The sequence below is a fragment of the Blochmannia endosymbiont of Camponotus (Colobopsis) obliquus genome (assembly GCF_000973545.1).
Classification (GTDB): Bacteria; Pseudomonadota; Gammaproteobacteria; order Enterobacterales; family Enterobacteriaceae; genus Blochmanniella.
Genome location: NZ_CP010049.1, coordinates 672552 through 697502, shown reverse-complemented (window position 1 = coordinate 697502; position 24951 = coordinate 672552). Strand labels below are relative to the sequence as shown.

Genomic DNA, 24951 nt, shown 5'->3' with positions numbered 1-24951 from the left:
TTTATTGTTTTGTGTTTCTATATGGTTGTTTGTTAGAATATTGTAGGTAATGAGCGGTAATTTATATTTTATTTCTTTGTTATTTTGATATGGATGATATATTAGTGAATGATATTTTACTACAAAAACCTTTAATACATAAAATAGAAATAGTGTCTAAATCTCGTTTATTTACTATTGAATCTGTAGAATTAGAATTTAGTAATGGTAATAAACGGAAATATGAGAGGTTATGTTTTTCGAAGTGTGAAACGGTCATGGTCATACCTATAATTGACAATCAGTTGTTGTTGATTCGTGAATATGGCGTTGGTATTGAGAATTATGAATTAGGATTTCCCTAAGGGATTGATTAATATTGGAGAAAATATTTTAGACGCTGCTAATCGTGAACTTATGGAGGAGGTGGGTTTTGGTGCTCGTGCTTTTATTTTACTTAATCGCGTGGTTATAGCTCCATCTTATCTTTTTAGTGCAACTAATATTGTATTAGCGAAAGAATTATATCCTAAATTGTTACAAGGAGATGAGCCAGAGTTGTTACAATTAGTATATTGGCCAATTAATCGTATGTTAAGTTTATTAGATGAGCCAGATTTTTGTGAAGCGCGAAGTATTAGTGCTTTATTGTTTTTATATGTTTGGTTTAATAAGTAGGTACAGATTATTTCTATTTTTATAGTATATATATATGATAGGGCTAGAAATGTTGTGTGCTGAAAATTTATTGTCTGTTTAATTTTTATGTTTCACATTTTTTTCAAGTAAGTAATCTAAATATAATGTAAGGGAAAGTTATATATTTTGGTGAATTTATTAATTAGTAATTGTTCTGTATTTTTTATGATCATTTTGCAATACTTTATTTATGGGTGTACAAAATTAATATTTAAATGGTTTTTTTAACTGTAATGCATTGATTATAAAACCGTTTATTTTTTGTAATAAATTAAGTGTTGCATATTTTGCGTATACATTTTTATGATGTTTTTAAATATTTTATTTGATTTAAGGAATAATTTTAATTTTTAGTTTATATGTAAAATGATATAATGCCATAGATAGAATGTGAGGTGTATTGTATTTTAGGCGATGAAGAAGATATTATCGGGGTTTATTTATTCAATGTTGTGTTTGTGAATAGAATAACTATTGTTAAACATACGATATAACTCAATTTATATTTTGTAATGTAAATATATTGTTTTTTTTGTTTTTGTTGGTTTTTGTATTCGATGAAGTTTTAATTTAGATTTCGTGTATTATAAAAATTGATATCCTTTAAGCTAGGTTACTAAGTAATTTTGTAGGTTAAAAAATTTTATTTGTCTATATATTTTTTATTGTATAGATTTTATTCATTATTCAGAGTAACTTATTTACTTATTGATAAGTAGATGTTAATTTATTTCCCATATTGTTCTAAAAAATAGATGATCGTTATATTAGAGGGTATTAATTTTTTTATTTTTTATTTTGTGTTATTAAATACTAATAATTTAATTAATAATAAATTTTAAGTAGTAATTTAAGTGTATATGTATAGATTATTTTGAAAATATGTCTTATAAAAAATTAACATGTTAGTTTAGAAAATCAGGATATTTTAAGTTTGTTAAGGTTTGTATTTGTTTGTTTTGTTAAGTTATCATTTTTTGTAGTTTGTTGATTTTTGGTTATTATGGTTAACTAAATAGTTTTGTATTAAAGATATGGTAGAAAAACGTAATATTTTTTTAATTGGTCCTATGGGTGCAGGAAAAAGTACGATAGGACGTCAATTAGCTCAACAGTTAAATATGGAATTTTTTGATTCTGATCAAGAAATTGAGCGGCGTACAGGAGCTGATATAGGTTGGGTATTTGATGTGGAAGGTGAGGAAGGTTTTCGTTGTCGAGAAGAAAGAATTATTAATGAGTTAACAGATAAACAAGGTATTGTTTTAGCTACTGGAGGTGGTTCGGTAAAATCACGTGATACTCGTAATCGTCTTTCTTCTAGGGGTATAGTGGTTTATCTTTCAACTACAATTGAAAAACAATTGATTCGTACTCAACGAGATAAAAAGCGTCCTTTATTACAGATTCAAGGAGGTCCATCGATGGATATATTAAAAACTTTAGCTATTGAGCGTGTTCCTTTATATGAAGAAATTGCAGATTTTATAGTTCAGACGGATGAACAAAGTGCTAAAATGATTGTGAGTAAAATTATTAATATGTTACAGTAAAAATAATTTAGGATGTTTTAAATTAAAACTTGGCAAAGGTGAATTTATAGACAGTTTAGTAGATACGGTTAAAGTGACTTTAGGCCATAGAGATTATTTAATTTTTATTGGTAGCGGTTTGTTGTCAAATATGAAGCTTTATAGTTCATTAAAATCTGGTGATACTGGTGTTATCATCACCAATGATGTTGTTTCGTTGTTGTATTTAGAAACAGTATATATAGGTTTGAGTAAGAGTGGAGTTGTGGTTGATAAGTTAGTGTTGCCAGATGGAGAAGAATATAAGACATTGACAGTCGCGGAACGCGTGATATCTTTTTTGTTGCAAAAAAAATATGATCGAGATTTAGTTCTTATTGCATTAGGTGGAGGTGTTATTGGAGATTTAACTGGTTTTGTTGCGTCTATTTATCATCGTGGCGTACGTTTTATACAGATACCTACTACGTTATTATCTCAAGTAGATGCGTCAATAGGAGGTAAGACTGCGGTTAATCATGCGTTGGGTAAAAATATGATTGGTAGATATCATCAACCTAATTCTGTAGTTGTGGATTTTAATTGTTTAAATACATTGCCGCGAAGAGAATTTAGTTCTGGGTTAGCAGAAGTTATTAAGTATGCGATTTTGTTTGATCGAGATTTTTTTGTTTGGTTAGAAGATCATTTGAAAGATCTTTTTTTGTTAAAATCGGAATGTTTAATGTATTGTATAAAGCGTTGTTGTGAGCTAAAGGGTAATATAGTAGAAATGGATGAGTGTGAGAATAGTTCACGCATGTTACTTAATCTTGGTCACACATATGCTCATGCTATTGAAGTGTTTTTGTGTTATAAAGGTTGGTTACATGGTGAAGCAGTTTCTGCGGGTATTATGATGGCTATTAGATTTGCTCTTCGAGTTGGGTTGTTTAATGCATCTGATGCTGAACGAGTAAAAATGTTATTTGTACGAGCTAACTTACCGATCTATGGCCCTATGGAAATGTCACCAGAAGATTATTATTTATGTATGTTACGTGATAAAAAAAATAGATTAGGTCAGTTACGTTTGGTACTGCCAATCGAAATTGGTAAGGCTGTAATTTATGATAATGTTAGTAGTGATGTGTTAAAGTCATCGATTTTAATTTAATTGTTCTTTAATATACATTATATACTTAATTTCTTTTTTTGATAGATTAATAGTTTATTATTTTAATTTATAAAGTATAAATTGAATTTATTTATGTTGTGTAATGTTTAGTGATGTTTTTGTAAACGGTATATTTTAATATGTTTTTGTTTTTTTATAAAAGTTTATTAAGTTAATTACAGTGGGAAAATTTTTTTAATTTTATTTTATATTTAACATAGTGCATGATAATATGTTGTGAATTTTAACTATTTGATTAACGAAATGATTTTTATTTTGTGTGTAGTTGTGTTCGTTATGGCGGGATGCATGATGGAGATATCAGGTTGGTTGGTAGTACATGGTTGGCCTGTTAGTTTAAAATTTTTTTTGAGTTTTAAACAGAATTTGTTTCATAATATTATGAATTGTGAAAGATTATGTTTTGATTCATTTTGAAAAATGAAAATTGGTTCGTTGTGTTATGAGTATCGGTTTTTATTATTAATTTTTCATTTGGTTATACTTTTAAAATTAGTTCAATATGTATCAATAGTTTTAAATCAGTTAATGTTTATATTTAATCTTGATTAGAATTTAACGTATATAATATTTTTAACAAGTCGTTATATATTTTAAGTACGGTTTTATTACTTATTTATAGTTTTGGGAGGTAATGATTTTATTGTTATTATAAAGATTTTATTTTAATTGAAGTTTATTTTTTTTGGAGTGTAAATGGAGAAAATTTTGATTGTTCCATCTATTTTAGCAGCTGATTTTGCTTGTTTAGGAGCAGAAATTGACAAAGTGATTTCTTCTGGTATTAAAATGATTCATTTTGATATGATGGATAATCATTATGTACCTAGCTTAGGTGTAGGTCCAATAGTATTAAAGTCACTGCGTAGTAGTGGAATTGATATTTTTATTGATGTGCATTTGATGGCAAAGCCAGTGGATTGTTTAATATTAGATTGTGTTTCTGCTGGAGCAAACAGTATTAGCATTCATCCTGAAACTACAAATCATATTGATCGTTCATTAGAATTAATTAAAGAAAATGGTTGTAAAGTGGGTTTAGTATTCAATCCTACTACGCCTTTGTATTATTTAGAGTATGTAATTAATAAGCTTGATTTAATTTTGTTAATGTCTGTTAATCCTGGTTTTGCAGGGCAATCCTTTTTACCGTTTGTTTTGAATAAAGTAAGTCAAGTGCGTAATTTAATAGAAAAAAGCGGATGTAACATTAGATTAGCGGTAGATGGAGGTATTAATACTAACAACATATCTTTAATTGCGCGAGCTGGTGCTGATATGTTTATTGTGGGTACAGCAATTTTTTCTAAATTTGATTATCAACAAGCTATTAATGATTTGTATTGTAAATTACAAAATTAGTTTGAATTATGTAAATTTTCTTTTTGTAGATTTTATTTAATTAAAGCGTCATTAGGTGTATTTTTGTATATTGTTTTTATGTTAAAACATTTCAGTTATGTTATTTGTCTGTGTTGGTTTTGCTTTAATCTAAATTAATTTAAGATATTGTTATAATTATTTGAGATAAAGTATTTAAGTTTATAATTTGTTAACACTATTATCATTTAATGTTGTAGATAAATTATCAGTTTTGTAATTTAATAATATAATCAGAAGATTATTTGTGTGCATTATGAAATATATGAACGTAATAAAATTTATATTTTTAGTTTAATGTGTAAAATAAGTTAATGTGTTAGAAAAGAATTTATTATTATTTTAATATAATTAACTAGTTAAGAGAATATGTTTTTATTTTGATTAAAGTATAATTTTTTATTTTTAATTTACTTAGTGAAGTATATTGAATGATTAAGCCGATTGTTTTTAGTGGTATCCAGCCATCAGGGGAATTGACGCTTGGAAATTATATTGGTGTATTGCGTCAGTGGGTAAAGATGCAGTACGATTATCAATGTATTTATTGTATAGTTGATTTACATGCTATTACTGTTCAGCAGAGTGTAAAATTGTTACGTACAAGGTCTTTAGATATATTAGCTTTGTTTTTAGCATGTGGTATTAATCCTGTTAATGTGACAATTTTTATGCAGTCTCATGTCCCACAGCATACGCAGCTTTGTTGGTTACTTAATTGTTATAGTTATTTTGGGGAAATGAAACGCATGACTCAATTTAAAGATAAATTAGTTCATTATTCAAATAATATGAATGGTATTAATATTGGTTTATTAAATTATCCAATATTAATGGCTTCTGATATTCTTTTATATCAAACAAATTTAGTGCCTATAGGTGAAGACCAAAGACAACATTTGGAATTAAGTCGTAAAATTGCTAATAGATTTAATGCATTATATGATCAGACTTTTGTTGTTCCAGATTTTTATATTCCTGAGGCTGGCTCTCGTGTCATGTCTCTATTAAATCCGAAAAAAAAAATGTCTAAAACTGATAGTAATCGTAAGAATGTCATTTTTCTTTTAGAAGACATTCAATCAGTAATTTATAAAATAAATAGTGCTGTTACTGATTCCGATAATCCTCCTTTAATATGTTACGATCCTTTTAATAAACCAGGAATTTCTAATTTACTTACTATTTTATCAGGAATTAGTGATGTTTCTATTTTAGATTTAGAAATTTCGTTTAGAGGAAAAAAATATAGTCAATTAAAAAATACATTAATAGATTTATTGGTATCTAAGTTAAATAAGTTGCAAAAACGTTATTTTACTGTTCGTAAAGAAGAAGATTATTTGCTGCAGATATTATCAGAAGGTGCTGATAAGGCTTGTTATCAAGCTAGTATAACTTTAAATAGAGTGTATAACAATATTGGATTTTTAATGAAAATTTAAATATTTTAGTTTATTAGTTGAGCAATGAATTGTAATTTATGTGATGGTAATAATTATATAAACATGCAATTTTTGTGTAAAATTTTTCATTAGTGTGTTTTTTGAATGCTAGGATGGTGTTAATTGTGCTATTTTGCGTGTTAATGTTTTTAGTGTAGTTTAGTGTTGCATGTTTTGTTTTATTTTTACATTTTTTGTTTTTATTTTTTTATTTTATGTCTATGTTTTGTTGTGGTGATAAAAAATGTGATACGAGTATTAATAATTGATAATTATGATTCTTTTACGTGGAATATTTATCAGTATTTGTGTGAACTTGGTGCACAAGTAAAAGTAATACAGCATGATAGTCTTAGTTTAGTAGATATTGAACAGTTATCTCCACAAAGATTGGTTATTTCTCCAGGACCAGGAAGGCCAGAAGATGCCGGTATTTCTTTAGCTGCAGTTTCTTATTTTGCTAATAAGTTACCAATTTTTGGTATATGTTTAGGTCATCAAGTTATAGCGCAATCGTTTGGTGCTAGAATAGTGCATGCAAAACAAGTTATGCACGGAAAAAGTTCTATAATTTTTCATGATTGTAAAGGTATATTTTCTAATCTTTCTCAATTTATTACTGTAGTTCGTTATCATTCTTTAGTAATTGAAAGTTGTAGTCTTCCTTTGTGTTTTGAAGTATCTGCCTGGAGTATATCTAATGGTAAATATGATGAAATTATGGCTATTCGTCATCGAACTTTTGCAATAGAAAGTGTTCAATTTCATCCTGAGAGTTTATTAAGTGAACAAGGACGTGAAATGTTATCTAATTTCCTATATTTATTGAAATAGTTGCATTATAATGCTTTGATTTTTTATAAAGACAATATGATTTTATATATTGAATCTTTTAGTTATTTAATTATTGTTAAATTTATTTATTAAAGATATCAAAATATTTATTTTATGTATGTTTTATTTTTTTGATTATTTTATTATATTGGTGCTTATTTTTCCATGATATCATACGTATATTGATTTTTTTTATAATCTTAGTTTTTTGTATATAAGTTAGCTTGATATTTTTTGTTAAAGACTTATATTATATTTATGTGATTATCAGATGATTTGAGGTATGATGTTAATTAATTTAGTAATATATATTCTGGATAGTTATGAGGTCTTTATTTGTTAAATTAGTCTTATTAATAGTTATAGTATCAATTGTTGTGAGTGGTATGTTAGGAGTGTAGTTGTTATTTTAGTTTTTATGTTTTTACATTAATGTTTATTTTTAAATGTAAAATGATATTGTTGTGTGGATTATAATCTAGATTATAATCCTTGTCGTGTTGTGTTTTTTTTGTTATTTAATGATTTAGTTTGTTGTATATTTGTCTTTTAGTTTCATATAAAAATTAAGCTTTGAATTTATTTTTTTTAAAAATACGGTATAATGATTGTGTTAATAACAGTAGATATTGTTAGCTGTCATTAATAAATTTATGTTGTGTGTACATATTGTTTTATGAACCTGTCTTTAATATTATTATTTAAATAGCATGTCGTATTTTATAAATAAAATGATTGGTATTTTGCCTTTTTATTATAAGAATTTGAATTATAGTTATGAGTTATTGTTAGTTATTGTTTATTGACTAGTTCTGTTTTATGGATATAACAATTTTTAGTGTTTGTCGTTTTATTTAAATATTGTTAAGTTGTCATCGTTATATTATGTAATATTTGAGTAAGGTCGTGCATAATACTTTAAGTGTTTTGTTTATTCAGTAAATAAAATCCAATACGTTTACGACGTTATGTTGTTTATGAAAAAAATTTAAGTAAGTTCAATGTTTTTATTTTTGACTGTGATACAGATAAAAGAACTATACTAGGTGTATTTTATACATTGATAAAAATAGAGGTTATGTAATTTAGCTTTTTGATGATATTTTTAAGTAAAGTTAAGTAAAAGTCATTCTTCATGAAAGATAATTGTTATTGTATGGTTTGTTGATTTTACTTTAACATAGTAAAACCTCCGCCCTTAGAGATAAGTATACTCTTGTATTTGTGCGTTAATTTTGTTGGTAAATTGAATGAGATTGTGTTTTTATTATTATTAAAATTCAATAATTTAGGAGATTAATTAAAATTAAATGTCTACTATTAATCAACTTGTTCGTAAATCTCGGATGGTAAAAGTTGTCAAAAGTAATGTTCCGGCATTAACTTCATGTCCTCAAAAACGTGGCGTTTGTATTAGGGTGTATACTACTACTCCTAAAAAACCAAATTCTGCTTTACGTAAGGTTTGTCGTGTTCGTTTAACTAATGGTTTTGAAGTTACTTCTTATATTGGTGGGGAAGGACATAATTTACAGGAACATTCTGTAATTTTAATTCGTGGAGGACGTGTAAAAGATTTACCTGGGGTTCGTTATCATATAGTACGTGGTGCACTTGATTGCTCTGGAGTACAAGATCGTAAACAAGGTCGATCCAAATATGGTGTAAAAAAACCTAGAAGCTAAATTAACAATTTTAATTTATGTATGTCTTTATTATGTGTTCAGGCATGTATATTTCGTACATAGTATGTGATATTATGAAATGTTAATTTTGTATGTTGGTGGGTGTATCATTAGATAATTGAATGGAGTTTTTATTATGTCTCGTCGTCGAATTGTTGGTCAGCGTAAGATCTTATCTGATTCAAAATTTGGTTCTGAGCTTTTAGCAAAATTTATCAATATAATTATGTTACATGGGAAAAAATCGGTAGCAGAGAAAATAGTTTATCAAGCACTTGATATCCTTTTGACAAGAAGGCCTTCTGTTGTTCATTTAGAAGTATTTGAATTAGCTATTGATAATGTACGTCCAATAGTAGAAGTGAAGTCTAGAAGAGTTGGGGGTTCGACGTATCAGGTTCCAGTAGAAGTACGTCCTGTTCGACGCGATACTTTAGCAATGCGTTGGATTGTACATGCTGCGCGAAAACGTTTAGATAAGTCTATGGTCTTACGATTAGCCAATGAACTTGATGATGCTGTAGATAATAAAGGTAGTGCTGTTAAGAAGCGTGAAGAAGTTCATCGTATAGCAGAAGCTAATAAAGCATTCGCTCACTATCGTTGGTAGTTTGTATTTGGATTAAATAGTTATCTGATGTATAAGTATTAAAAAAGTGATTATTTTTTTAATACTAAGTGTATTTTTGGGTTGTTTGTATGTTGAGTAAATTATATTTTTTTGAATACATATATTATTGTATACTGAAGTAGTGAGGGTTGCATATGCACAGAAAAACACCTATTATACGTTATCGTAATATTGGTATTAGTGCACATATAGATGCTGGTAAGACTACTACCACTGAGCGTATTTTATTTTATACAGGTGTGAATCATAAAATTGGAGAAGTTCATAATGGAGCTGCCACTATGGATTGGATGGCACAAGAACAAGAGAGGGGTATTACGATTACTTCTGCCGCGACCACTTGTTTTTGGACTGGTATGTTCAAACAGTTTGAAGATCATCGTATTAATATTATCGATACTCCGGGACATGTAGATTTTACTATAGAAGTTGAGCGGTCTATGCGAATATTAGATGGTGTTGTTATGGTTTATTGTGCTGTTGGAGGGGTGCAATCTCAATCTGAAACTGTGTGGCGTCAAGCAAATAAATATAAGGTTCCACGTATTGCTTTTGTAAATAAAATGGATCGTATGGGTGCTGATTTTTTGCGTGTTGTAGATCAATTAAAAAGTAGATTGTCTGCTAATCCTGTACCTATTCAGCTGGCAGTTGGAGCGGAAGATAAATTTACAGGGGTGATTGATTTAGTAAAGATGCAAGTTATTACTTGGAATGAAGAAGATCAGGGAGTTAGTGTGTTTTATAAAGATATACCTTCGCATTTAAGTAATGTAGCAGAGAAATGGCATCAATTTTTGTTAGAATCTGCTGCTGAAGGGTCTGAGGATTTAATGGATAAATATTTATCCGGAAAAGTATTGACAGAGTCGGAAATAAAACGTGGTTTGCGTCATCGTGTTTTAAATAATGAAGTAGTTTTAGTCACTTGCGGATCTGCTTTTAAGAATAAAGGAATACAAGCTATGTTAGATGCTGTTGTTGAATATTTACCATCTCCAATTGATGTCTCATCTATTAAGGGAATTATGGAGGATCGTTTAACTAATATAGAAAGGCGTTCTAGTGATGATGAGCCATTTTCAGCGCTGGCATTTAAAATTGCAAATGATCCTTTTGCTGGAAATTTAACTTTTTTTCGTGTGTATTCCGGCAAAATCCACACTGGAGATGTTGTATTTAATCCTTTAAAAGCAAAGTGTGAAAGATTTGGTCGTATTGTACAAATGCATGCTAATAAGCGTGAAGAAATTAAGGTAGTAAGTTCTGGAGATATTGCTGCAGTCATTGGTTTAAAGGATGTATCTACAGGTGATACGTTATGTGATCCGTCTGCACCTATTATTCTTGAACAAATGGATTTTCCTGAACCAGTGATTTCTGTTACCATAGAACCCAAAACTAAGGGTGATCAAGAAAAAATGGGTTTATCATTAAATAGGTTAACTCAAGAAGATCCATCTTTTCGTGTATGGGTTGATCAAGAATCTGGTCAAACTATTATTGCTGGCATGGGGGAGTTACATCTTGATATTTTAGTAGAACGTATGCGTAGAGAATTTAATGTAGATGCCAATGTTGGTAAACCTCAAGTAGCATATCGTGAAACTATTCGTTCTAGTGTTATACAGGAAGGTAAATTTATTCGTCAATCTGGTGGTCGTGGACAATTTGGACATGTATTATTGCGTATAGAGCCCATAGAGCCAGGTGGGCAAGGTTATGAATTTTTAAATGAAATAGTAGGAGGTGCTGTTCCTAAAGAATATATACCTGCAGTGAATAAGGGTATTCAGGAACAAATCAATAATGGTATTCTGGCGGGTTATCCAGTAGTGGATGTTCGTGTGGCTATAATTGATGGTTCTTATCATGAAGTTGATTCTTCAGAAATGGCATTTAAAATTGCTAGTTCTATAGCATTTAAAGAAGGTTTTTTAAAAGCACATCCAGTTTTACTGGAACCTATTATGAAAGTTGAGGTTGAAACCCCTGATATTTATATGGGGGATGTTATTGGTGATTTAAACAGACGTCGTGGTATAATTAGTGGTATGGATAATGTAAATTTGGGCAGTATAATTTATGCTCAAGTGCCGTTGTCTGAAATGTTTGGTTATGCTACCAAATTACGTTCTCAAACTCAAGGTCGTGCTTCTTATTCTATGGAGTTTTTAAGATATCATGAGGCACCGCAGAATATATCTAAAGTAATTATCGAGTCTCGTAGAGGTTAGATAATATAAGTAATTATAGTTTTAGCATTATAATAGATATCTAAATTTAAAAAAAAAGAAATACTATGAAAATCGAGGAATATATTCGTGTCTAAAGAAAAATTTCAGCGTACAAAGTTTCACATTAATGTTGGTACTATTGGTCATGTAGATCATGGTAAAACTACATTAACTGCAGCTATTACAACGGTTTTAGCTAAAACTTATGGTGGCAGTGCTCGTGCTTTTGAACAAATTGATAACGCGCCAGAAGAAAAAGCGCGTGGTATTACTATTAATACTTCACATGTTGAGTATGATACTCCTAGTCGTCATTATGCTCATGTTGATTGTCCCGGACATGCAGATTATGTTAAAAATATGATTACGGGTGCAGCACAAATGGATGGTGCTATATTGGTAGTTGCTGCTACTGATGGTCCTATGCCTCAAACTCGAGAGCATATTTTATTAGCACGACAAGTAGGTGTACCTTATATTGTTGTTTTTATGAATAAATGTGATATGGTGGATGATAATGAATTATTGGAGTTAGTTGAAATGGAAGTGCGCGAGCTTTTAACTCAATATGATTTTCCTGGTGATGATACTCCGATTATTCGCGGGTCTGCACTTAAAGCATTAGAAGGGGAAGTGTTGTGGGAAGGGAAAATTTTAGAATTATCACAGGCTCTTGATCATTATATACCCGAACCACAAAGATTAATCGATAGGCCGTTTCTTTTGCCTATTGAAGATGTATTTTCCATTTCTGGGCGTGGCACAGTAGTTACTGGCAGGGTAGAGAGCGGGGTTATTAAGGTCGGTGAAGAAATTGAGATTGTAGGTATTAGAGAAACAACAAGGACTATATGTACTGGAGTTGAGATGTTTCGTAAATTATTAGATGAAGGTCGTGCTGGTGAAAATATAGGTGTATTATTACGTGGTACTAAACGTGATGATGTAGAACGTGGGCAGGTATTAGCAAAACCAGGTTCGATTAAGCCACATTCTCAATTTGAATCTGAAGTATATATTTTAAACAAGGAAGAGGGTGGTAGACATACTCCGTTTTTTAAAGGTTATCGTCCACAATTTTATTTTCGTACGACAGATGTTACAGGAACAATTGAGTTACCTGATGATGTAGAGATGGTTATGCCTGGAGATAATATTAAGATGGTTGTTAATTTAATTTCTCCAATTGCTATGGATGATGGATTGCGATTTGCCATACGTGAAGGTGGACGTACTGTTGGCGCCGGTGTAGTTGCGAAAGTTATTTTATAACGAACATATTTTATTTAATTGTATGTGTAATTCAATTTCTAATTAAGAAACTCATGTTATATTTTTTCAAAAAGATTTAGTTTGTTTAAGAGTTGTAATATGTAAATAACGTTATGGGTAGAGAAAAAAATATAAAAAAAATATTTAATTTGAAAATAATTAAATGGATAGGTACGTTGTTATTATTAGGAATAGTTGGAGTATGTAATTATTTTTATAATTATTATAGTTGTTTGATAAGGATATTAGATGTTTTGTTGGTTGCAATGCTTGCTATATTTGTGTTATTAAAAACGGAAAAAGGTAAAATGTTACTTTTATTTATTCGTTCTTCTAAAGTTGAATTATTTCAGGTAATTTGGCCTACTAAACGGGAAACTTGTCAGGCTACATTAGTAGTAGCTGTAGTTACTGTATTAATGTCGTTAATTTTATGGGGATTAGATAGTATTTTAGTTCAAATAATTTCTTTAGCTTTGAGGTTATGATATATGGCTGAAGTTTTAAAAAAACGTTGGTATGTAGTTCAAGTGTTTTCCGGTTTTGAAGGTCGCGTTGCTCATTCGTTACGAGAACATATTAAATTACGAGGTATGAATGATGTTTTTGGTGAAGTTATGGTTCCAACTGAGGAAGTGGTTGAAATTCGTGGTGGACAACGACGAAAAAGTGAACGTAAATTTTTTCCTGGTTATGTTTTAGTACAAATGATCATGAATGAATCTAATTGGCATTTTGTAAGAGGTATACCTCGTGTTATGGGTTTTATTGGAGGAACTTCAGATAAACCTTCACCAATTGGTGATAAAGAAGTTAGTTCTATTATGAATAAGTTACAACAAATTGGAGAAAAACCTAGACCTAAAACGTTATTTGAACCTGGTGAATTAGTACGTGTTAATAATGGACCTTTTGCTGATTTTCATGGTGTAGTGGAAGATGTGGATTATGAAAAAAGTCGTTTAAAGGTGTCAGTTTCAATTTTTGGTAGAGCGACTCCTGTAGAATTAGATTTTGTTCAAGTTGAAAAAAGTTAGTTTTTTGTAAATTAAATTGTGCTTTTATTTTAACAAAGTGTGTTAAAAAAATAGGTGCATGGCTAGGTAGGTCATGTGGAAAGATATGATTTTTTTTGGTTATATAATTTTTGTTTATTGTAAATTATATTTAATTTTTGAAAGATAGTTATGATAATTAGAGCGTGGTTTTTATGGTTAAAAAGGTTCAGGCTTGTATAAAATTGCAAATTGGAGCGGGAGCAGCAAACCCTAGCCCTCCGATTGGTCCTGCTTTAGGACAACATGGTGTTAATATTATGGAGTTTTGTAAAGTTTTCAATTTAAAAACAGAAAAATTAGAATCAGGATTGTTAATTCCAGTTGTCATTACCGTTTTTAATGATCGTTCTTTTTCTTTTATTATTAAGAGTCCTCCAGCATCTGTTTTATTGAAGAAGTTTGCGGGAATTAAAGTAGGTTCTGGCGCACACAAGGAAGGTAACGTTGGTAAAATTACTAATAGCCAAATACGTGAAATAGCGATACTTAAATCGGCTGATATGACAGGATCGGATATTGACGCAATGTCGCGATCTATTGCAGGCACGGCTCGTTCTATGGGGTTATTAATTGAGAATTAAAATGGTTAAATTAAGTAAACGAATGCAATTGTTGCGAAATAAAGTTAATAATGTGCAACAATATGATATAATGAATGCTATTAGTTTGCATCAAAAATTATCAGTTGTTAATTTTAATGAAAGTATTGATGTAGCTATTAATTTGGGTATTGATCCACGAAGATCGGATCAAAGTATTCGCGGGTTTGTTTTTTTGCCTTATGGTACCGGACGTAAAATGCGAATTGCTGCTTTTACTCAAGGTATGAATATGCAACATGCTAAAACTGCTGGGGCGGATGAAGTAGGTATGGAAGATTTAGCTGATAGGATTAGATTAGGTGATCGGAAGTTTGATGTAGTAGTTGCTTCTCCTGATGCAATGTATGTAGTGAGTAAATTAGCTCCAATTTTGGGTCCACGTGGTTTAATGCCGAGTTCAAAAATTGGTACTTTATCACAAAATTTAGTGGATACTATTAAAAATGTTAAATTAGGACAAATAAGTTATCGAAATGATAAATATGGCATTGTTCATATGACTATAGGGAAAATGAGTTTTTTACCTATGCAATTAAAAGGTAATTTAGAGGTTGTTATAGCTGCGTTGAAGAAAAATAAGCCATTGCAGGTTAAAGGAGTATTTATTAAAAAAGTTACTCTTTCTAGTACCATGGGTATAGGAATAGATATAGATCAAAATAGTTTATTGGTTAAATAATTTAATTTGTTTGTCTGTCTGTACATAATTTATTTGTGATTTAAAAGTAATTGTAAGTATTATTTTATATTGTGTTATGATTGTAGTATATCAATGTATGAATTGATACAAACTTAATTTGTTTGACTAAGTTTTAAAATAATTTATATTCCTGTTTTGAGTGTTGTATCAACGTTAAATATTTATAATGAGTGGAGATATGGTATTAAAAATTCAAGATAAACGAAAAATTGTTGATGAGGTTCATGTTGTAGCAAGTCGTGCATTATCCATGGTGATAGCAGATCCGAGTGGTATGAAAGGTTATGAATCAATTGAATTGCGTAAAGAAGGTCGAAAGAATAATGTTTATGTGCGTGTAATCAGGAATACTTTGATATCTAAAATATTATACCAAACTCCTTTTGAATGTTTTAAAGATGTTTTGTTTGGGCCTACTTTGATAGGTTTTTCTATTAAAGAACCAAGTGATGCTGCTCGATTATTCCAAAATTTTGGTAATAATCATGAAAAATTTAAGATCAAGGTAGCAGTTTTTGAAAATAAGGTTATTCCTGCATCTCAAATCGATTTATTATCTAATTTACCAACTTTTGCGGAGAGTATCATAAGGTTAATATTTTATATGCAAAAAATTGCTGTTGGGCAGTTGATTAATGTATTGTCTTTAATAGTAGAACAAAAGAAATAGACCGTTTTATGTTGATTTGTTAAATTTTGTAAATTTTAAATTAAAATATTCAATATTGGGAATTTTTTTATGTCTTTTACGAAGGAAGAAATTTTAGATGCTGTTTCCAAGATGTCTGTTATGGATGTTATGAAATTAATTGAAATGATGGAGGAGAAGTTTGGAGTTAAAGCTTCTTCTATGCTTGCTCCTTCTACTACGTCTGTGCCTGAGGAGATTGTTGAAGAAAAAACTGAATTTGATGTTTTTTTAACTGCTATCGGTTCTAATAAGATTTCTGTTATTAAAACTGTACGTAGTGCTACTAGTTTAGGTTTAAAAGAAGCTAAAGATTTAGTGGAGTCTTGTCCTGTAATTTTAAAACAAGGAATGAATAAAAATGACGCAGAAGTTTTAAAAAAGAATTTAGAAACGTTGGGTGCTTCTGTTGAGATTAAATAATATTTTATTTAAAGTATATTAGATATTTTATTATTTGTAATTTTAAGGCTGATTATTACAATTGATAATCAGCCAAATAGTTTGCAAGTGAATTAAGCTTGATGTTTAATTTATAATGAGGTACTTATATAGATACATTGTGATAATTTGTTTAAGCATGTTTGTTTCTAATGATCGTTTATAATGATTAATTAATAATAATATTATATTTTATTTTAAATTAGTTGAGGAAAGTTATGGTGTATTCCTATACTGAAAAAAAACGAATTCGTAAGGATTTTGGGAAACGTCCTCAAGTTTTAGATATTCCATATCTTCTTTCTATTCAGATTGATTCTTTTCGAAAATTTATTGAGCGAGACCTCGAAGGTCAGTATGGATTGGAAGCAGCTTTTCGTTCTGTTTTTCCTATACGTAGTTATAATGGTAATGCTGAATTGCAATATATTAGTTATCGTTTAGATGAGTCAGTGTTTGACGTTAAGGAATGTCAGACACGTGGTGCTACTTTTTCTGCTCCACTTCGTGTTAAGCTTCGTTTAGTTATTTACGAACGTGAAATGTTAGCATGTGTGGCAAGAAGTATTAAAGAGCAGGAAGTATACATGGGTGAAATACCATTAATGACTGATAATGGTACATTTATTATAAATGGTATTGAGCGAGTAGTTGTATCTCAATTACATCGTAGCCCTGGTGTATTTTTTGATAGCGATAAAGGAAAAACGCATTCATCAGGTAAAGTATTGTATAATGCACGTATTATACCTTATCGTGGTTCTTGGTTAGATTTTGAGTTTGATCCTAAAGATAATTTATTTGTTCGTATTGATCGTCGACGAAAATTGCCAGTTACTGTCCTTTTGCGCGCATTAAATTATAATACTCAACAAATTTTGGATATATTTTTTAGTAAAGTAATTTATGAAATGCACGCTCAGCATATTTATATGGAATTGATTCCTGATAGGTTGCTTGGTGAGACAGCATCGTTTGATGTTGAATGTAATGGGGTAGTGTATATTGCTAAAGGTCGTCGTATTACTTCCCGTCATATTAGAGAATTAAAAAAAGATAATATTAGAAAAATTAAAGTACCTGTTGAGTATATTATAGATAAAATTGTCATAAAAGATTACATTGATGTAGTTTCTGGTGAAACCATTATTACTGCTAATACGTCATTATCATTGGAATTATTGTCTAAATTAAAACAATCAGGATATAAATCTTTGGAAACTATTTTTACTAATGATTTAGATCACGGTGATTACATGTCAAAAACTTTACGTATTGACTCTACTTACGATCGTTTAAGTGCATTAATAGAAATTTATCGTATGATGCGTCCTGGTGAACCCCCAACTTGTGAAGCAGCTGAAAATTTGTTTGATAATTTGTTTTTTTCAGAGGAACGTTATGATCTTTCGGCAGTTGGTCGTATGAAATTTAATAGATCATTACAACGGAAAATTATTGAAGGAGGCAGTGTTTTAAGTAAGGATGATATTGTTGATGTAATTAAAAAACTTATAGATATTCGTAATGGTAAAGGTGAAGTTGATGACATCGATCATCTTGGTAATAGACGTGTTCGTTCAGTAGGTGAAATGTCTGAAAATCAATTTAGAATTGGTTTGGTTAGAGTAGAACGTACGGTAAAGGAACGTTTGTCTTTAGGGGATTTAGATTCTTTAATGCCTCAGGATATGATAAATGCTAAGCCAATTTCAGCTGTGATAAAGGAATTTTTTGGTTCTAGTCAATTATCTCAGTTTATGGATCAAAATAATCCTTTATCTGAAATTACTCACAAGCGTCGTATTTCCGCATTAGGTCCAGGTGGATTGACTAGAGAACGTGCTGGTTTTGAAGTACGTGATGTACATCCTACTCATTATGGTCGAGTGTGTCCTATTGAGACTCCTGAGGGACCAAATATTGGACTTATTAATTCTTTGTCTGTTTATGCACAATCGAATGAGTATGGATTTTTAGAAACACCTTATCGCCGAGTTCAAAATGGTATAGTTACAAATAAAATTCATTATTTATCTGCTATTGAAGAAGGAAATTTTGTTATTGCACAAGCAAATACTAATCTTGATCAAGATGGTCGATTTACCAATGAATTGGTGACTTGTCGTCATAAGGGTGAATCTAGTTTATTTAAGTTTGATCAAGTTGATTATATGGATGTATCTACTCAGCAAGTGGTTTCAGTAGGTGCTTCTTTGATTCCATTTCTTGAACATGATGATGCTAATAGGGCTCTTATGGGTGCAAATATGCAACGACAAGCTGTACCTACTTTGCGTGCTGAAAAACCTTTAGTTGGTACTGGAATGGAGCGAGCTGTTGCTGTAGATTCCGGAGTTACAGTAGTAGCTAAACGTGGAGGTATTGTCCAGTATGTAGATGCATCACGTATTGTTGTTAATGTTAATTCTAATGAAAGACGTTTTATTGGTGAAGCGGGAATTGATATTTATAATTTAACTAAGTATGTACGTTCTAATCAAAATACCTGTATTAATCAAAAACCTTGCGTTTGTTTGAATGAATTAGTTGAGATAGGGGATGTATTAGCTGATGGATCGTCTACTGATTTAGGTGAATTAGCTCTTGGTCAAAATATGCGTATTGCTTTTATGCCATGGAATGGATACAATTTTGAAGATTCTATGTTAATATCAGAACGTGTAGTGCAAGAAGATCGTTTCACAACGATTCATATTCAAGAATTAGCTTGTATTTCTCGCGATACAAAGTTAGGTCAGGAAGAAATTACTGCCGATATTCCTAATATAGGAGAGGCTGCACTTTCTAAACTTGATGAATCTGGTATTGTGTACATTGGAGCAGAAGTAGTTGGAGGAGATATTCTAGTAGGCAAAGTTACTCCTAAAGGAGAGACGCAGTTAACTCCTGAAGAAAAGTTGTTGCGTGCTATTTTTGGTGAAAAAGCTTCTGATGTGAAAGATTCTTCATTGCGCGTTCCGAATGGTGTTTGTGGTACTGTTATTGATATACAAGTATTTACTAGAGAAGGAGTTGAAAAAGATAAACGTGCTTTAGATATTGAAGATATGCAATTGAGAAAGGTTAAAAAGGATTTAACTGAGGAGTTTAAAATACTTGAGGATGGTCTATTTACCCGTATTTATGAAATTTTGATATCTGGAGGTATAGAAAAAGAATATTTATTAAAAACATCTCGTATTAATTGGTTAGAAATACGTATGGATAATTTAGAAATAAATCAACAATTGCTACAATTAGTTGAACAATATTCTGAATTGAGAAGTGTATTTGAGAATAAATTAGAATTAAAGCATCATAAAATTACTCAAGGAGATGATTTAGCTCCTGGTATATTAAAAGTTGTTAAAGTGTATTTAGCTGTCAAGCGTCAAATTCAGCCAGGTGATAAAATGGCTGGTCGTCATGGTAATAAAGGTGTTATTTCTAAAATTAATCCGGTTGAAGATATGCCTTATGATGAAAATGGCATTCCAGTTGATATTGTATTAAATCCATTAGGAGTGCCGTCTAGAATGAATATTGGTCAAATTTTAGAAACTCATCTTGGTATGGCTGCAAAAGGTATTGGTGATAAGATAGATAAGATGTTGCGTCAGCATAATAATATAAATAAATTGCGAGAATTTATTCAAAAAGCTTATAATTTAGGTGATGGTGTTCGTCAGCATGTTAATCTTGATACATTTTCTGATGAGGAAGTCAGGAGATTGGCTGAAAATTTAAGGTTTGGCATGCCCATTGCCACTCCGGTATTTGATGGTGCACAAGAAAAGGAAATTAAAGAGTTATTAGAGTTGAGTAATTTGCCTATTTCTGGGCAAATTACATTATTTGATGGTTGCACTGGAGAGAAATTTGAGCGACCAGTTACAGTAGGTTATATGTATATGTTAAAACTTAATCATTTAGTTGATGATAAAATGCATGCTCGTTCAACTGGTTCTTATAGTTTAGTAACTCAGCAGCCTTTGGGAGGGAAAGCACAGTTTGGTGGTCAACGATTTGGTGAGATGGAAGTATGGGCGCTAGAGGCATATGGCGCAGCTTATACTTTACAAGAAATGTTAACTGTCAAATCAGATGATGTTAATGGTCGAACTAAAATGTATAAAAATATTATAGATGCGAATCATATGATGGAGCCTGGTATGCCAGAGTCTTTTAATGTGTTGTTAAAAGAAATTCGTTCTCTCGGTATTAATATTGAATTAGAAGATTGATTTATATAGCGTTTATTATTTAAATTTTAATTTTTTTATTAAGTTATTTTAGTGGATTAATTTGACAGGAAGCACTTGTGAAAAATTTATTTAATTTTTTAAAACATCAAACTAAATTAGAAGATTTTGATGTAATAAAGATTACTTTAGCTTCTCCAGATATGATTAGGTCATGGTCATTTGGTGAAGTAAAAAAACCAGAAACAATTAATTATCGTACTTTTAAGCCTGAAAGAGATGGTTTATTTTGTGCACGTATTTTTGGTCCTATTAAAGATTATGAATGTTTATGTGGTAAGTATAAGCGATTAAAACATCGGGGCGTGGTATGTGAAAAATGTGGTGTAGAAGTTACTCAGAGTAAAGTACGTCGTGAGCGTATGGGGCATATTGAATTAGCTTCTCCGACGGCTCATATTTGGTTTTTGAAGTCGTTGCCTTCTCGTATTGGTTTACTTTTAGATATGCCATTACGTGATATTGAGCGTGTTTTATATTTTGAATCTTATGTAGTTGTTGAAAGCGGTATGACTACTCTTGAGTGTCGTCAAATTCTTACTGAAGATCAATATTTAGATGCATTAGAGGAGTTTGGAGATGAATTTGAAGCCAGAATGGGTGCGGAAGCTATCCAATATTTATTAAAGAATATGGATTTAGAACACGAATGTGAAGAAATGCGTGAAGAATTAGAAAAAACAAATTCTGATACTAAGCGTAAAAAATTAACTAAGCGTATCAAATTGCTTGAATCTTTTTTACAATCTGATAATAAGCCTGAATGGATGATTCTTGATGTTTTACCGGTATTACCTCCTGATTTACGTCCTTTAGTACCATTAGATGGAGGGCGTTTTGCTACTTCTGATTTAAATGACTTATATCGTCGAGTTATTAATCGTAATAATAGATTAAAACGTTTATTGGATCTTTCAGCCCCCGATATTATAGTTCGTAATGAAAAACGTATGTTGCAGGAGGCAGTAGATGCTTTGTTAGATAATGGTCGTCGTGGTAGGGCTATAACAGGTTCTAATAAACGTCCTTTAAAATCTTTGTCTGATATGATTAAGGGGAAACAAGGTAGGTTTCGTCAAAATTTGTTAGGTAAGCGTGTTGATTATTCTGGACGTTCAGTTATTACTGTAGGCCCATATTTACGTTTACATCAGTGTGGATTACCTAAAAAAATGGCTCTTGAATTATTTAAACCATTTATTTATGGTAGATTGGAAACTTGTGGTTTTGCTACAACTATTAAAACTGCTAAAAAGATGGTAGAAAGAGAAGAATCTATAGTATGGGATATGTTAGATGAGGTTATTCGTGAACATCCGGTAATGTTAAATAGAGCTCCTACATTGCATCGTTTAGGTATTCAGGCTTTTGAACCAATTTTAATTGAAGGGAAAGCTATTCAGTTACATCCTTTAGTTTGTGCAGCGTATAATGCAGATTTTGATGGTGATCAGATGGCTGTGCATGTTCCATTGACATTAGAAGCTCAGTTAGAAGCTCGTGCATTAATGATGTCTACTAACAATATTTTATCACCAGCTAATGGTGAACCAATTATAGTTCCTTCTCAAGATGTTGTTTTAGGTTTGTATTATATGACGAGAGATTGTGTTAATGGTAAGGGTGAGGGTATGGTATTATCTGGACCACAAGAAGCTGAACGTGTTTATCGTTTAGGTTTAGCAGACTTACACGCTTGCGTTAAAGTTCGAATTACCGAATATGAACAACATGGAGAAAATGAATGGTTAGAGCATACTCATCTTATTGATACTACTATTGGTCGTTCTATTCTTTGGATGATTGTTCCTAAAGGATTATCTTTTACATTAGTTAATCAAGTTTTAGGAAAGAAAGCGATATCGAATATGCTGAATACTTGTTATCGGGTATTAGGCTTAAAACCAACAGTGATTTTTGCTGATCAAATTATGTATACAGGTTTTGCTTATGCTGCTCGATCTGGAGCGTCTGTTGGTATTGATGATATGATGATTCCTATTAAGAAGGTCGAAATCATTGATGAAGCAGAAAGTGAAGTAGCAGATATTCAAGAACAATTTCAATCTGGTTTGGTAACTGCAGGAGAGCGTTATAATAAAGTAATAGATATTTGGGCTGTTGCTAATGAACGAGTTGCTAAAGCGATGATGGATAATTTATCTACTGAATTAGTTGTCAATCGTTACGGTAAAAATGAGTTACAGACTTCGTTTAATAATATTTTTATGATGGCTGATTCTGGTGCACGAGGTTCAGCAGCACAAATTCGTCAACTTGCTGGTATGCGTGGCTTAATGGCAAAACCTGACGGATCGATTATTGAAACTCCTATTACAGCAAATTTTCGTGAGGGATTGAATGTTTTACAATATTTTATTTCTACTCATGGTGCTCGTAAAGGATTAGCGGATACTGCATTGAAAACCGCTAATTCTGGCTATTTAACTCGTCGTTTAGTTGATGTTGCTCAGGATTTAGTTGTTACTGAAAAAGATTGTGGTACTGTGTCTAGTATTACTATGAGTTCGTTGATTGAAGGTGGTGATGTAAAGGAATCATTACGTGAACGTGTATTAGGGCGTGTAACAGCAGAAGATATTATTAGATCTGGTACCTCATCGGATATTTTAATATCTCGTAATACTCTTTTAGATGAAGATTGTTGTGATATTTTAGAAAAAAATTCGATAGATTGTCTTAAAGTGCGGTCAGTTGTAACTTGCGATACTGATTTTGGTGTCTGTGCTTATTGTTATGGACGTGATTTAGCTCGTGGGCAACTTGTAAATGAAGGTGAGGCTATTGGGGTTATTGCCGCTCAATCTATTGGTGAGCCGGGTACTCAATTAACTATGCGTACTTTTCATATTGGAGGTGCTGCATTTCGTGCTGCTACAGAATCAAGTATTCAGGTAAAAAATAGTGGAATTGTCCGTTTGAATAATGCTAAATTTGTTATCAATGAAGCTGGTAAATTTGTAATTACTTCTCGTAATACTGAATTAAGAGTTGTTGATAATTTTTGTCGTACAAAAGAAAGTTATAAAGTGCCTTACGGGGCAATGATGACCAAAGGTGATGAAGAGCAAGTTATAGGTGGTGAAATAATTGCATATTGGGATCCTCATACTATGCCTATTATTACAGAATTTAGTGGTTATATTAAATTCACTGATATTATTGATGGTCAAAGTGTTATGAGGCAAACTGATGATTTTACTGGTTTGTCTTCCATTGTAGTATTAGATACAGCCGAACGTTCTAGCGGTGGTAGAGAATTGCGTCCTGCATTAAAAATAGTTAATATAGATGGTCAGGATTTGTTGCTTCCAGGTACAGATATACCAGTCCAGTATTTTTTACCTGGTAGAACAATAATACAACTTGAAGATGGTTCAAAGATTACTTGTGGAGATGTTTTGGCGAAATTACCGCATGAAAGTAGTGGTACAAAGGATATTACAGGTGGTTTACCTCGTGTTGCTGATTTATTTGAAGCTCGTTGTCCTAAAGAAGCGGCAATTCTTGCAGAAATTAGTGGCATTGTATCTTTTGGCAAAGAAACAAAAGGTAAACGTCGTTTAATTATATCCCCTGTTGATGGTAATGATAATTATGAAGAAATGATTCCTAAATGGCGTCAACTGAATGTTTTTGAAGGTGAATTTGTAGAGTGTGGTGATGTTATTTCAGATGGACCAGAATCTCCTCATGACATCTTACGTTTACGTGGTGTACATGCTGTTACTAATTATATTATTAATGAAGTACAAGAAGTTTATCGTCTTCAAGGTGTTAAGATAAATGATAAGCACATTGAGGTTATTATTAGACAGATGTTGCGTAAAGTTACTATTATTGATTCTGGTAATTCTGAATTTTTGGAAGGGGAACAAACAGAATATTTTCGTGTAAAAATTGTTAATCGTCAATTAAAACATGAAGGAAAAAAAATAGTTGTTTTTTCTCGTGATTTGTTAGGTATTACTAAGGCCTCTTTAGCTACAGAGTCGTTTATTTCTGCAGCATCATTCCAGGAAACTACGCGTGTATTAACAGAAGCGTCTGTATCTGGTAAAAACGACGAATTACGTGGCTTGAAAGAAAATGTTATTGTTGGACGATTGATTCCTGCTGGTACTGGATATTCTTATCATCAAGAAAGAACTCGTTCTCGTAATGATAATCAGCGCAAGGGTGAGTCTATATCTTCTTCTATCACTGCCGATGAAGCATCAGCTAATTTAGCTGAATTATTAAATGCTACGAAATTAGTTCATAGTAATAGTGATAATTAGCATAGAGTTAGTTTATATTTTATTT

The 24951-nt window shown here is 31.0% G+C and carries 18 protein-coding genes and 1 pseudogene; all 19 read left to right on the top strand.

Features of this window, described 5'->3' with window-relative positions:
* Nucleotides 1-89 precede the first annotated feature (89 nt).
* The 19 genes and pseudogenes from nudE to rpoC all read left to right on the top strand — a co-directional run bounded on the left by nudE (nucleotide 90) and on the right by rpoC (nucleotide 24926).
* Nucleotides 90-657: pseudogene (gene nudE / locus BOBLI757_RS02890) on the top strand (ADP compounds hydrolase NudE).
* Nucleotides 658-1712: 1055 nt separating this feature from the next.
* Entirely contained in the window at nucleotides 1713-2231 is a 519-nt protein-coding gene (gene aroK, locus BOBLI757_RS02885) for a shikimate kinase AroK (protein WP_046305268.1), read from the top strand.
* A 73-nt stretch (nucleotides 2232-2304) separates the two neighbouring features.
* Nucleotides 2305-3366: a 3-dehydroquinate synthase gene (aroB, locus tag BOBLI757_RS02880; RefSeq protein ID WP_238954649.1), complete on the top strand. Its 1062-nt coding sequence runs from the start codon at nucleotides 2305-2307 to the stop codon at nucleotides 3364-3366.
* 237 nt (nucleotides 3367-3603) lie between these two features.
* Complete coding sequence (locus BOBLI757_RS03290; RefSeq protein ID WP_144406196.1) at nucleotides 3604-3804, top strand: hypothetical protein; 201 nt, start codon at nucleotides 3604-3606, stop codon at nucleotides 3802-3804.
* A 279-nt stretch (nucleotides 3805-4083) separates the two neighbouring features.
* Nucleotides 4084-4749, top strand: a complete 666-nt coding sequence (rpe, locus tag BOBLI757_RS02875; RefSeq protein WP_046305264.1) for a ribulose-phosphate 3-epimerase — start codon at nucleotides 4084-4086, stop codon at nucleotides 4747-4749.
* Nucleotides 4750-5198: 449 nt separating this feature from the next.
* Nucleotides 5199-6212 carry a tryptophan--tRNA ligase gene (trpS, locus tag BOBLI757_RS02870; protein ID WP_046305262.1) on the top strand — a complete coding sequence of 338 codons (1014 nt, stop codon included), beginning with the start codon at nucleotides 5199-5201 and terminating at the stop codon, nucleotides 6210-6212.
* Nucleotides 6213-6461: 249 nt separating this feature from the next.
* Nucleotides 6462-7046 carry an anthranilate synthase component II gene (locus tag BOBLI757_RS02865; protein ID WP_420021804.1) on the top strand — a complete coding sequence of 195 codons (585 nt, stop codon included), beginning with the start codon at nucleotides 6462-6464 and terminating at the stop codon, nucleotides 7044-7046.
* A 1310-nt stretch (nucleotides 7047-8356) separates the two neighbouring features.
* Complete coding sequence (rpsL, locus tag BOBLI757_RS02860) at nucleotides 8357-8731, top strand: 30S ribosomal protein S12 (protein WP_046305259.1); 375 nt, start codon at nucleotides 8357-8359, stop codon at nucleotides 8729-8731.
* Nucleotides 8732-8867: 136 nt separating this feature from the next.
* Nucleotides 8868-9341: a 30S ribosomal protein S7 gene (rpsG, locus tag BOBLI757_RS02855; protein ID WP_046305257.1), complete on the top strand. Its 474-nt coding sequence runs from the start codon at nucleotides 8868-8870 to the stop codon at nucleotides 9339-9341.
* Nucleotides 9342-9496: 155 nt separating this feature from the next.
* Nucleotides 9497-11599, top strand: coding sequence for an elongation factor G (gene fusA / locus BOBLI757_RS02850; protein ID WP_046305255.1), 2103 nt, complete (start codon nucleotides 9497-9499; stop codon nucleotides 11597-11599).
* A gap of 87 nt (nucleotides 11600-11686) precedes the next feature.
* The gene (gene tuf, locus BOBLI757_RS02845) at nucleotides 11687-12871 is read left to right on the top strand and encodes an elongation factor Tu (protein ID WP_046305253.1); all 1185 of its coding nucleotides are present in this window, start codon (nucleotides 11687-11689) and stop codon (nucleotides 12869-12871) included.
* 113 nt (nucleotides 12872-12984) lie between these two features.
* Nucleotides 12985-13359 carry a preprotein translocase subunit SecE gene (secE, locus tag BOBLI757_RS02840; RefSeq protein ID WP_046305251.1) on the top strand — a complete coding sequence of 125 codons (375 nt, stop codon included), beginning with the start codon at nucleotides 12985-12987 and terminating at the stop codon, nucleotides 13357-13359.
* 3 nt (nucleotides 13360-13362) lie between these two features.
* The gene (gene nusG / locus BOBLI757_RS02835) at nucleotides 13363-13908 is read left to right on the top strand and encodes a transcription termination/antitermination protein NusG (protein ID WP_046305249.1); all 546 of its coding nucleotides are present in this window, start codon (nucleotides 13363-13365) and stop codon (nucleotides 13906-13908) included.
* Between the two features lie 173 nt (nucleotides 13909-14081).
* Nucleotides 14082-14510: a 50S ribosomal protein L11 gene (gene rplK, locus BOBLI757_RS02830; RefSeq protein ID WP_046305247.1), complete on the top strand. Its 429-nt coding sequence runs from the start codon at nucleotides 14082-14084 to the stop codon at nucleotides 14508-14510.
* Between the two features lies 1 nt (nucleotide 14511).
* Entirely contained in the window at nucleotides 14512-15210 is a 699-nt protein-coding gene (gene rplA / locus BOBLI757_RS02825; protein WP_046305246.1) for a 50S ribosomal protein L1, read from the top strand.
* A 199-nt stretch (nucleotides 15211-15409) separates the two neighbouring features.
* Nucleotides 15410-15901, top strand: a complete 492-nt coding sequence (gene rplJ / locus BOBLI757_RS02820; protein WP_046305482.1) for a 50S ribosomal protein L10 — start codon at nucleotides 15410-15412, stop codon at nucleotides 15899-15901.
* 69 nt (nucleotides 15902-15970) lie between these two features.
* Nucleotides 15971-16342 (top strand): 50S ribosomal protein L7/L12, encoded by a 372-nt coding sequence (gene rplL / locus BOBLI757_RS02815; protein WP_046305245.1) that lies wholly within the window; start codon nucleotides 15971-15973, stop codon nucleotides 16340-16342.
* A gap of 236 nt (nucleotides 16343-16578) precedes the next feature.
* Entirely contained in the window at nucleotides 16579-20607 is a 4029-nt protein-coding gene (rpoB, locus tag BOBLI757_RS02810; RefSeq protein ID WP_046305243.1) for a DNA-directed RNA polymerase subunit beta, read from the top strand.
* A 77-nt stretch (nucleotides 20608-20684) separates the two neighbouring features.
* Complete coding sequence (gene rpoC, locus BOBLI757_RS02805; RefSeq protein ID WP_046305241.1) at nucleotides 20685-24926, top strand: DNA-directed RNA polymerase subunit beta'; 4242 nt, start codon at nucleotides 20685-20687, stop codon at nucleotides 24924-24926.
* The last annotated feature ends 25 nt before the right edge of the window (nucleotides 24927-24951 follow it).

Coding starts and splice junctions, on each gene's coding strand:
- aroK (WP_046305268.1), top strand. CDS start 1,713: ATGGTAGAAAAACGTAATATTTTTTTAATTGGTCCTATGGGTGCAGGA.
- rpe (WP_046305264.1), top strand. CDS start 4,084: ATGGAGAAAATTTTGATTGTTCCATCTATTTTAGCAGCTGATTTTGCT.
- trpS (WP_046305262.1), top strand. CDS start 5,199: ATGATTAAGCCGATTGTTTTTAGTGGTATCCAGCCATCAGGGGAATTG.
- rpsL (WP_046305259.1), top strand. CDS start 8,357: ATGTCTACTATTAATCAACTTGTTCGTAAATCTCGGATGGTAAAAGTT.
- rpsG (WP_046305257.1), top strand. CDS start 8,868: ATGTCTCGTCGTCGAATTGTTGGTCAGCGTAAGATCTTATCTGATTCA.
- fusA (WP_046305255.1), top strand. CDS start 9,497: ATGCACAGAAAAACACCTATTATACGTTATCGTAATATTGGTATTAGT.
- secE (WP_046305251.1), top strand. CDS start 12,985: ATGGGTAGAGAAAAAAATATAAAAAAAATATTTAATTTGAAAATAATT.
- nusG (WP_046305249.1), top strand. CDS start 13,363: ATGGCTGAAGTTTTAAAAAAACGTTGGTATGTAGTTCAAGTGTTTTCC.
- rplK (WP_046305247.1), top strand. CDS start 14,082: ATGGTTAAAAAGGTTCAGGCTTGTATAAAATTGCAAATTGGAGCGGGA.
- rplA (WP_046305246.1), top strand. CDS start 14,512: ATGGTTAAATTAAGTAAACGAATGCAATTGTTGCGAAATAAAGTTAAT.
- rplJ (WP_046305482.1), top strand. CDS start 15,410: ATGGTATTAAAAATTCAAGATAAACGAAAAATTGTTGATGAGGTTCAT.
- rplL (WP_046305245.1), top strand. CDS start 15,971: ATGTCTTTTACGAAGGAAGAAATTTTAGATGCTGTTTCCAAGATGTCT.
- rpoB (WP_046305243.1), top strand. CDS start 16,579: ATGGTGTATTCCTATACTGAAAAAAAACGAATTCGTAAGGATTTTGGG.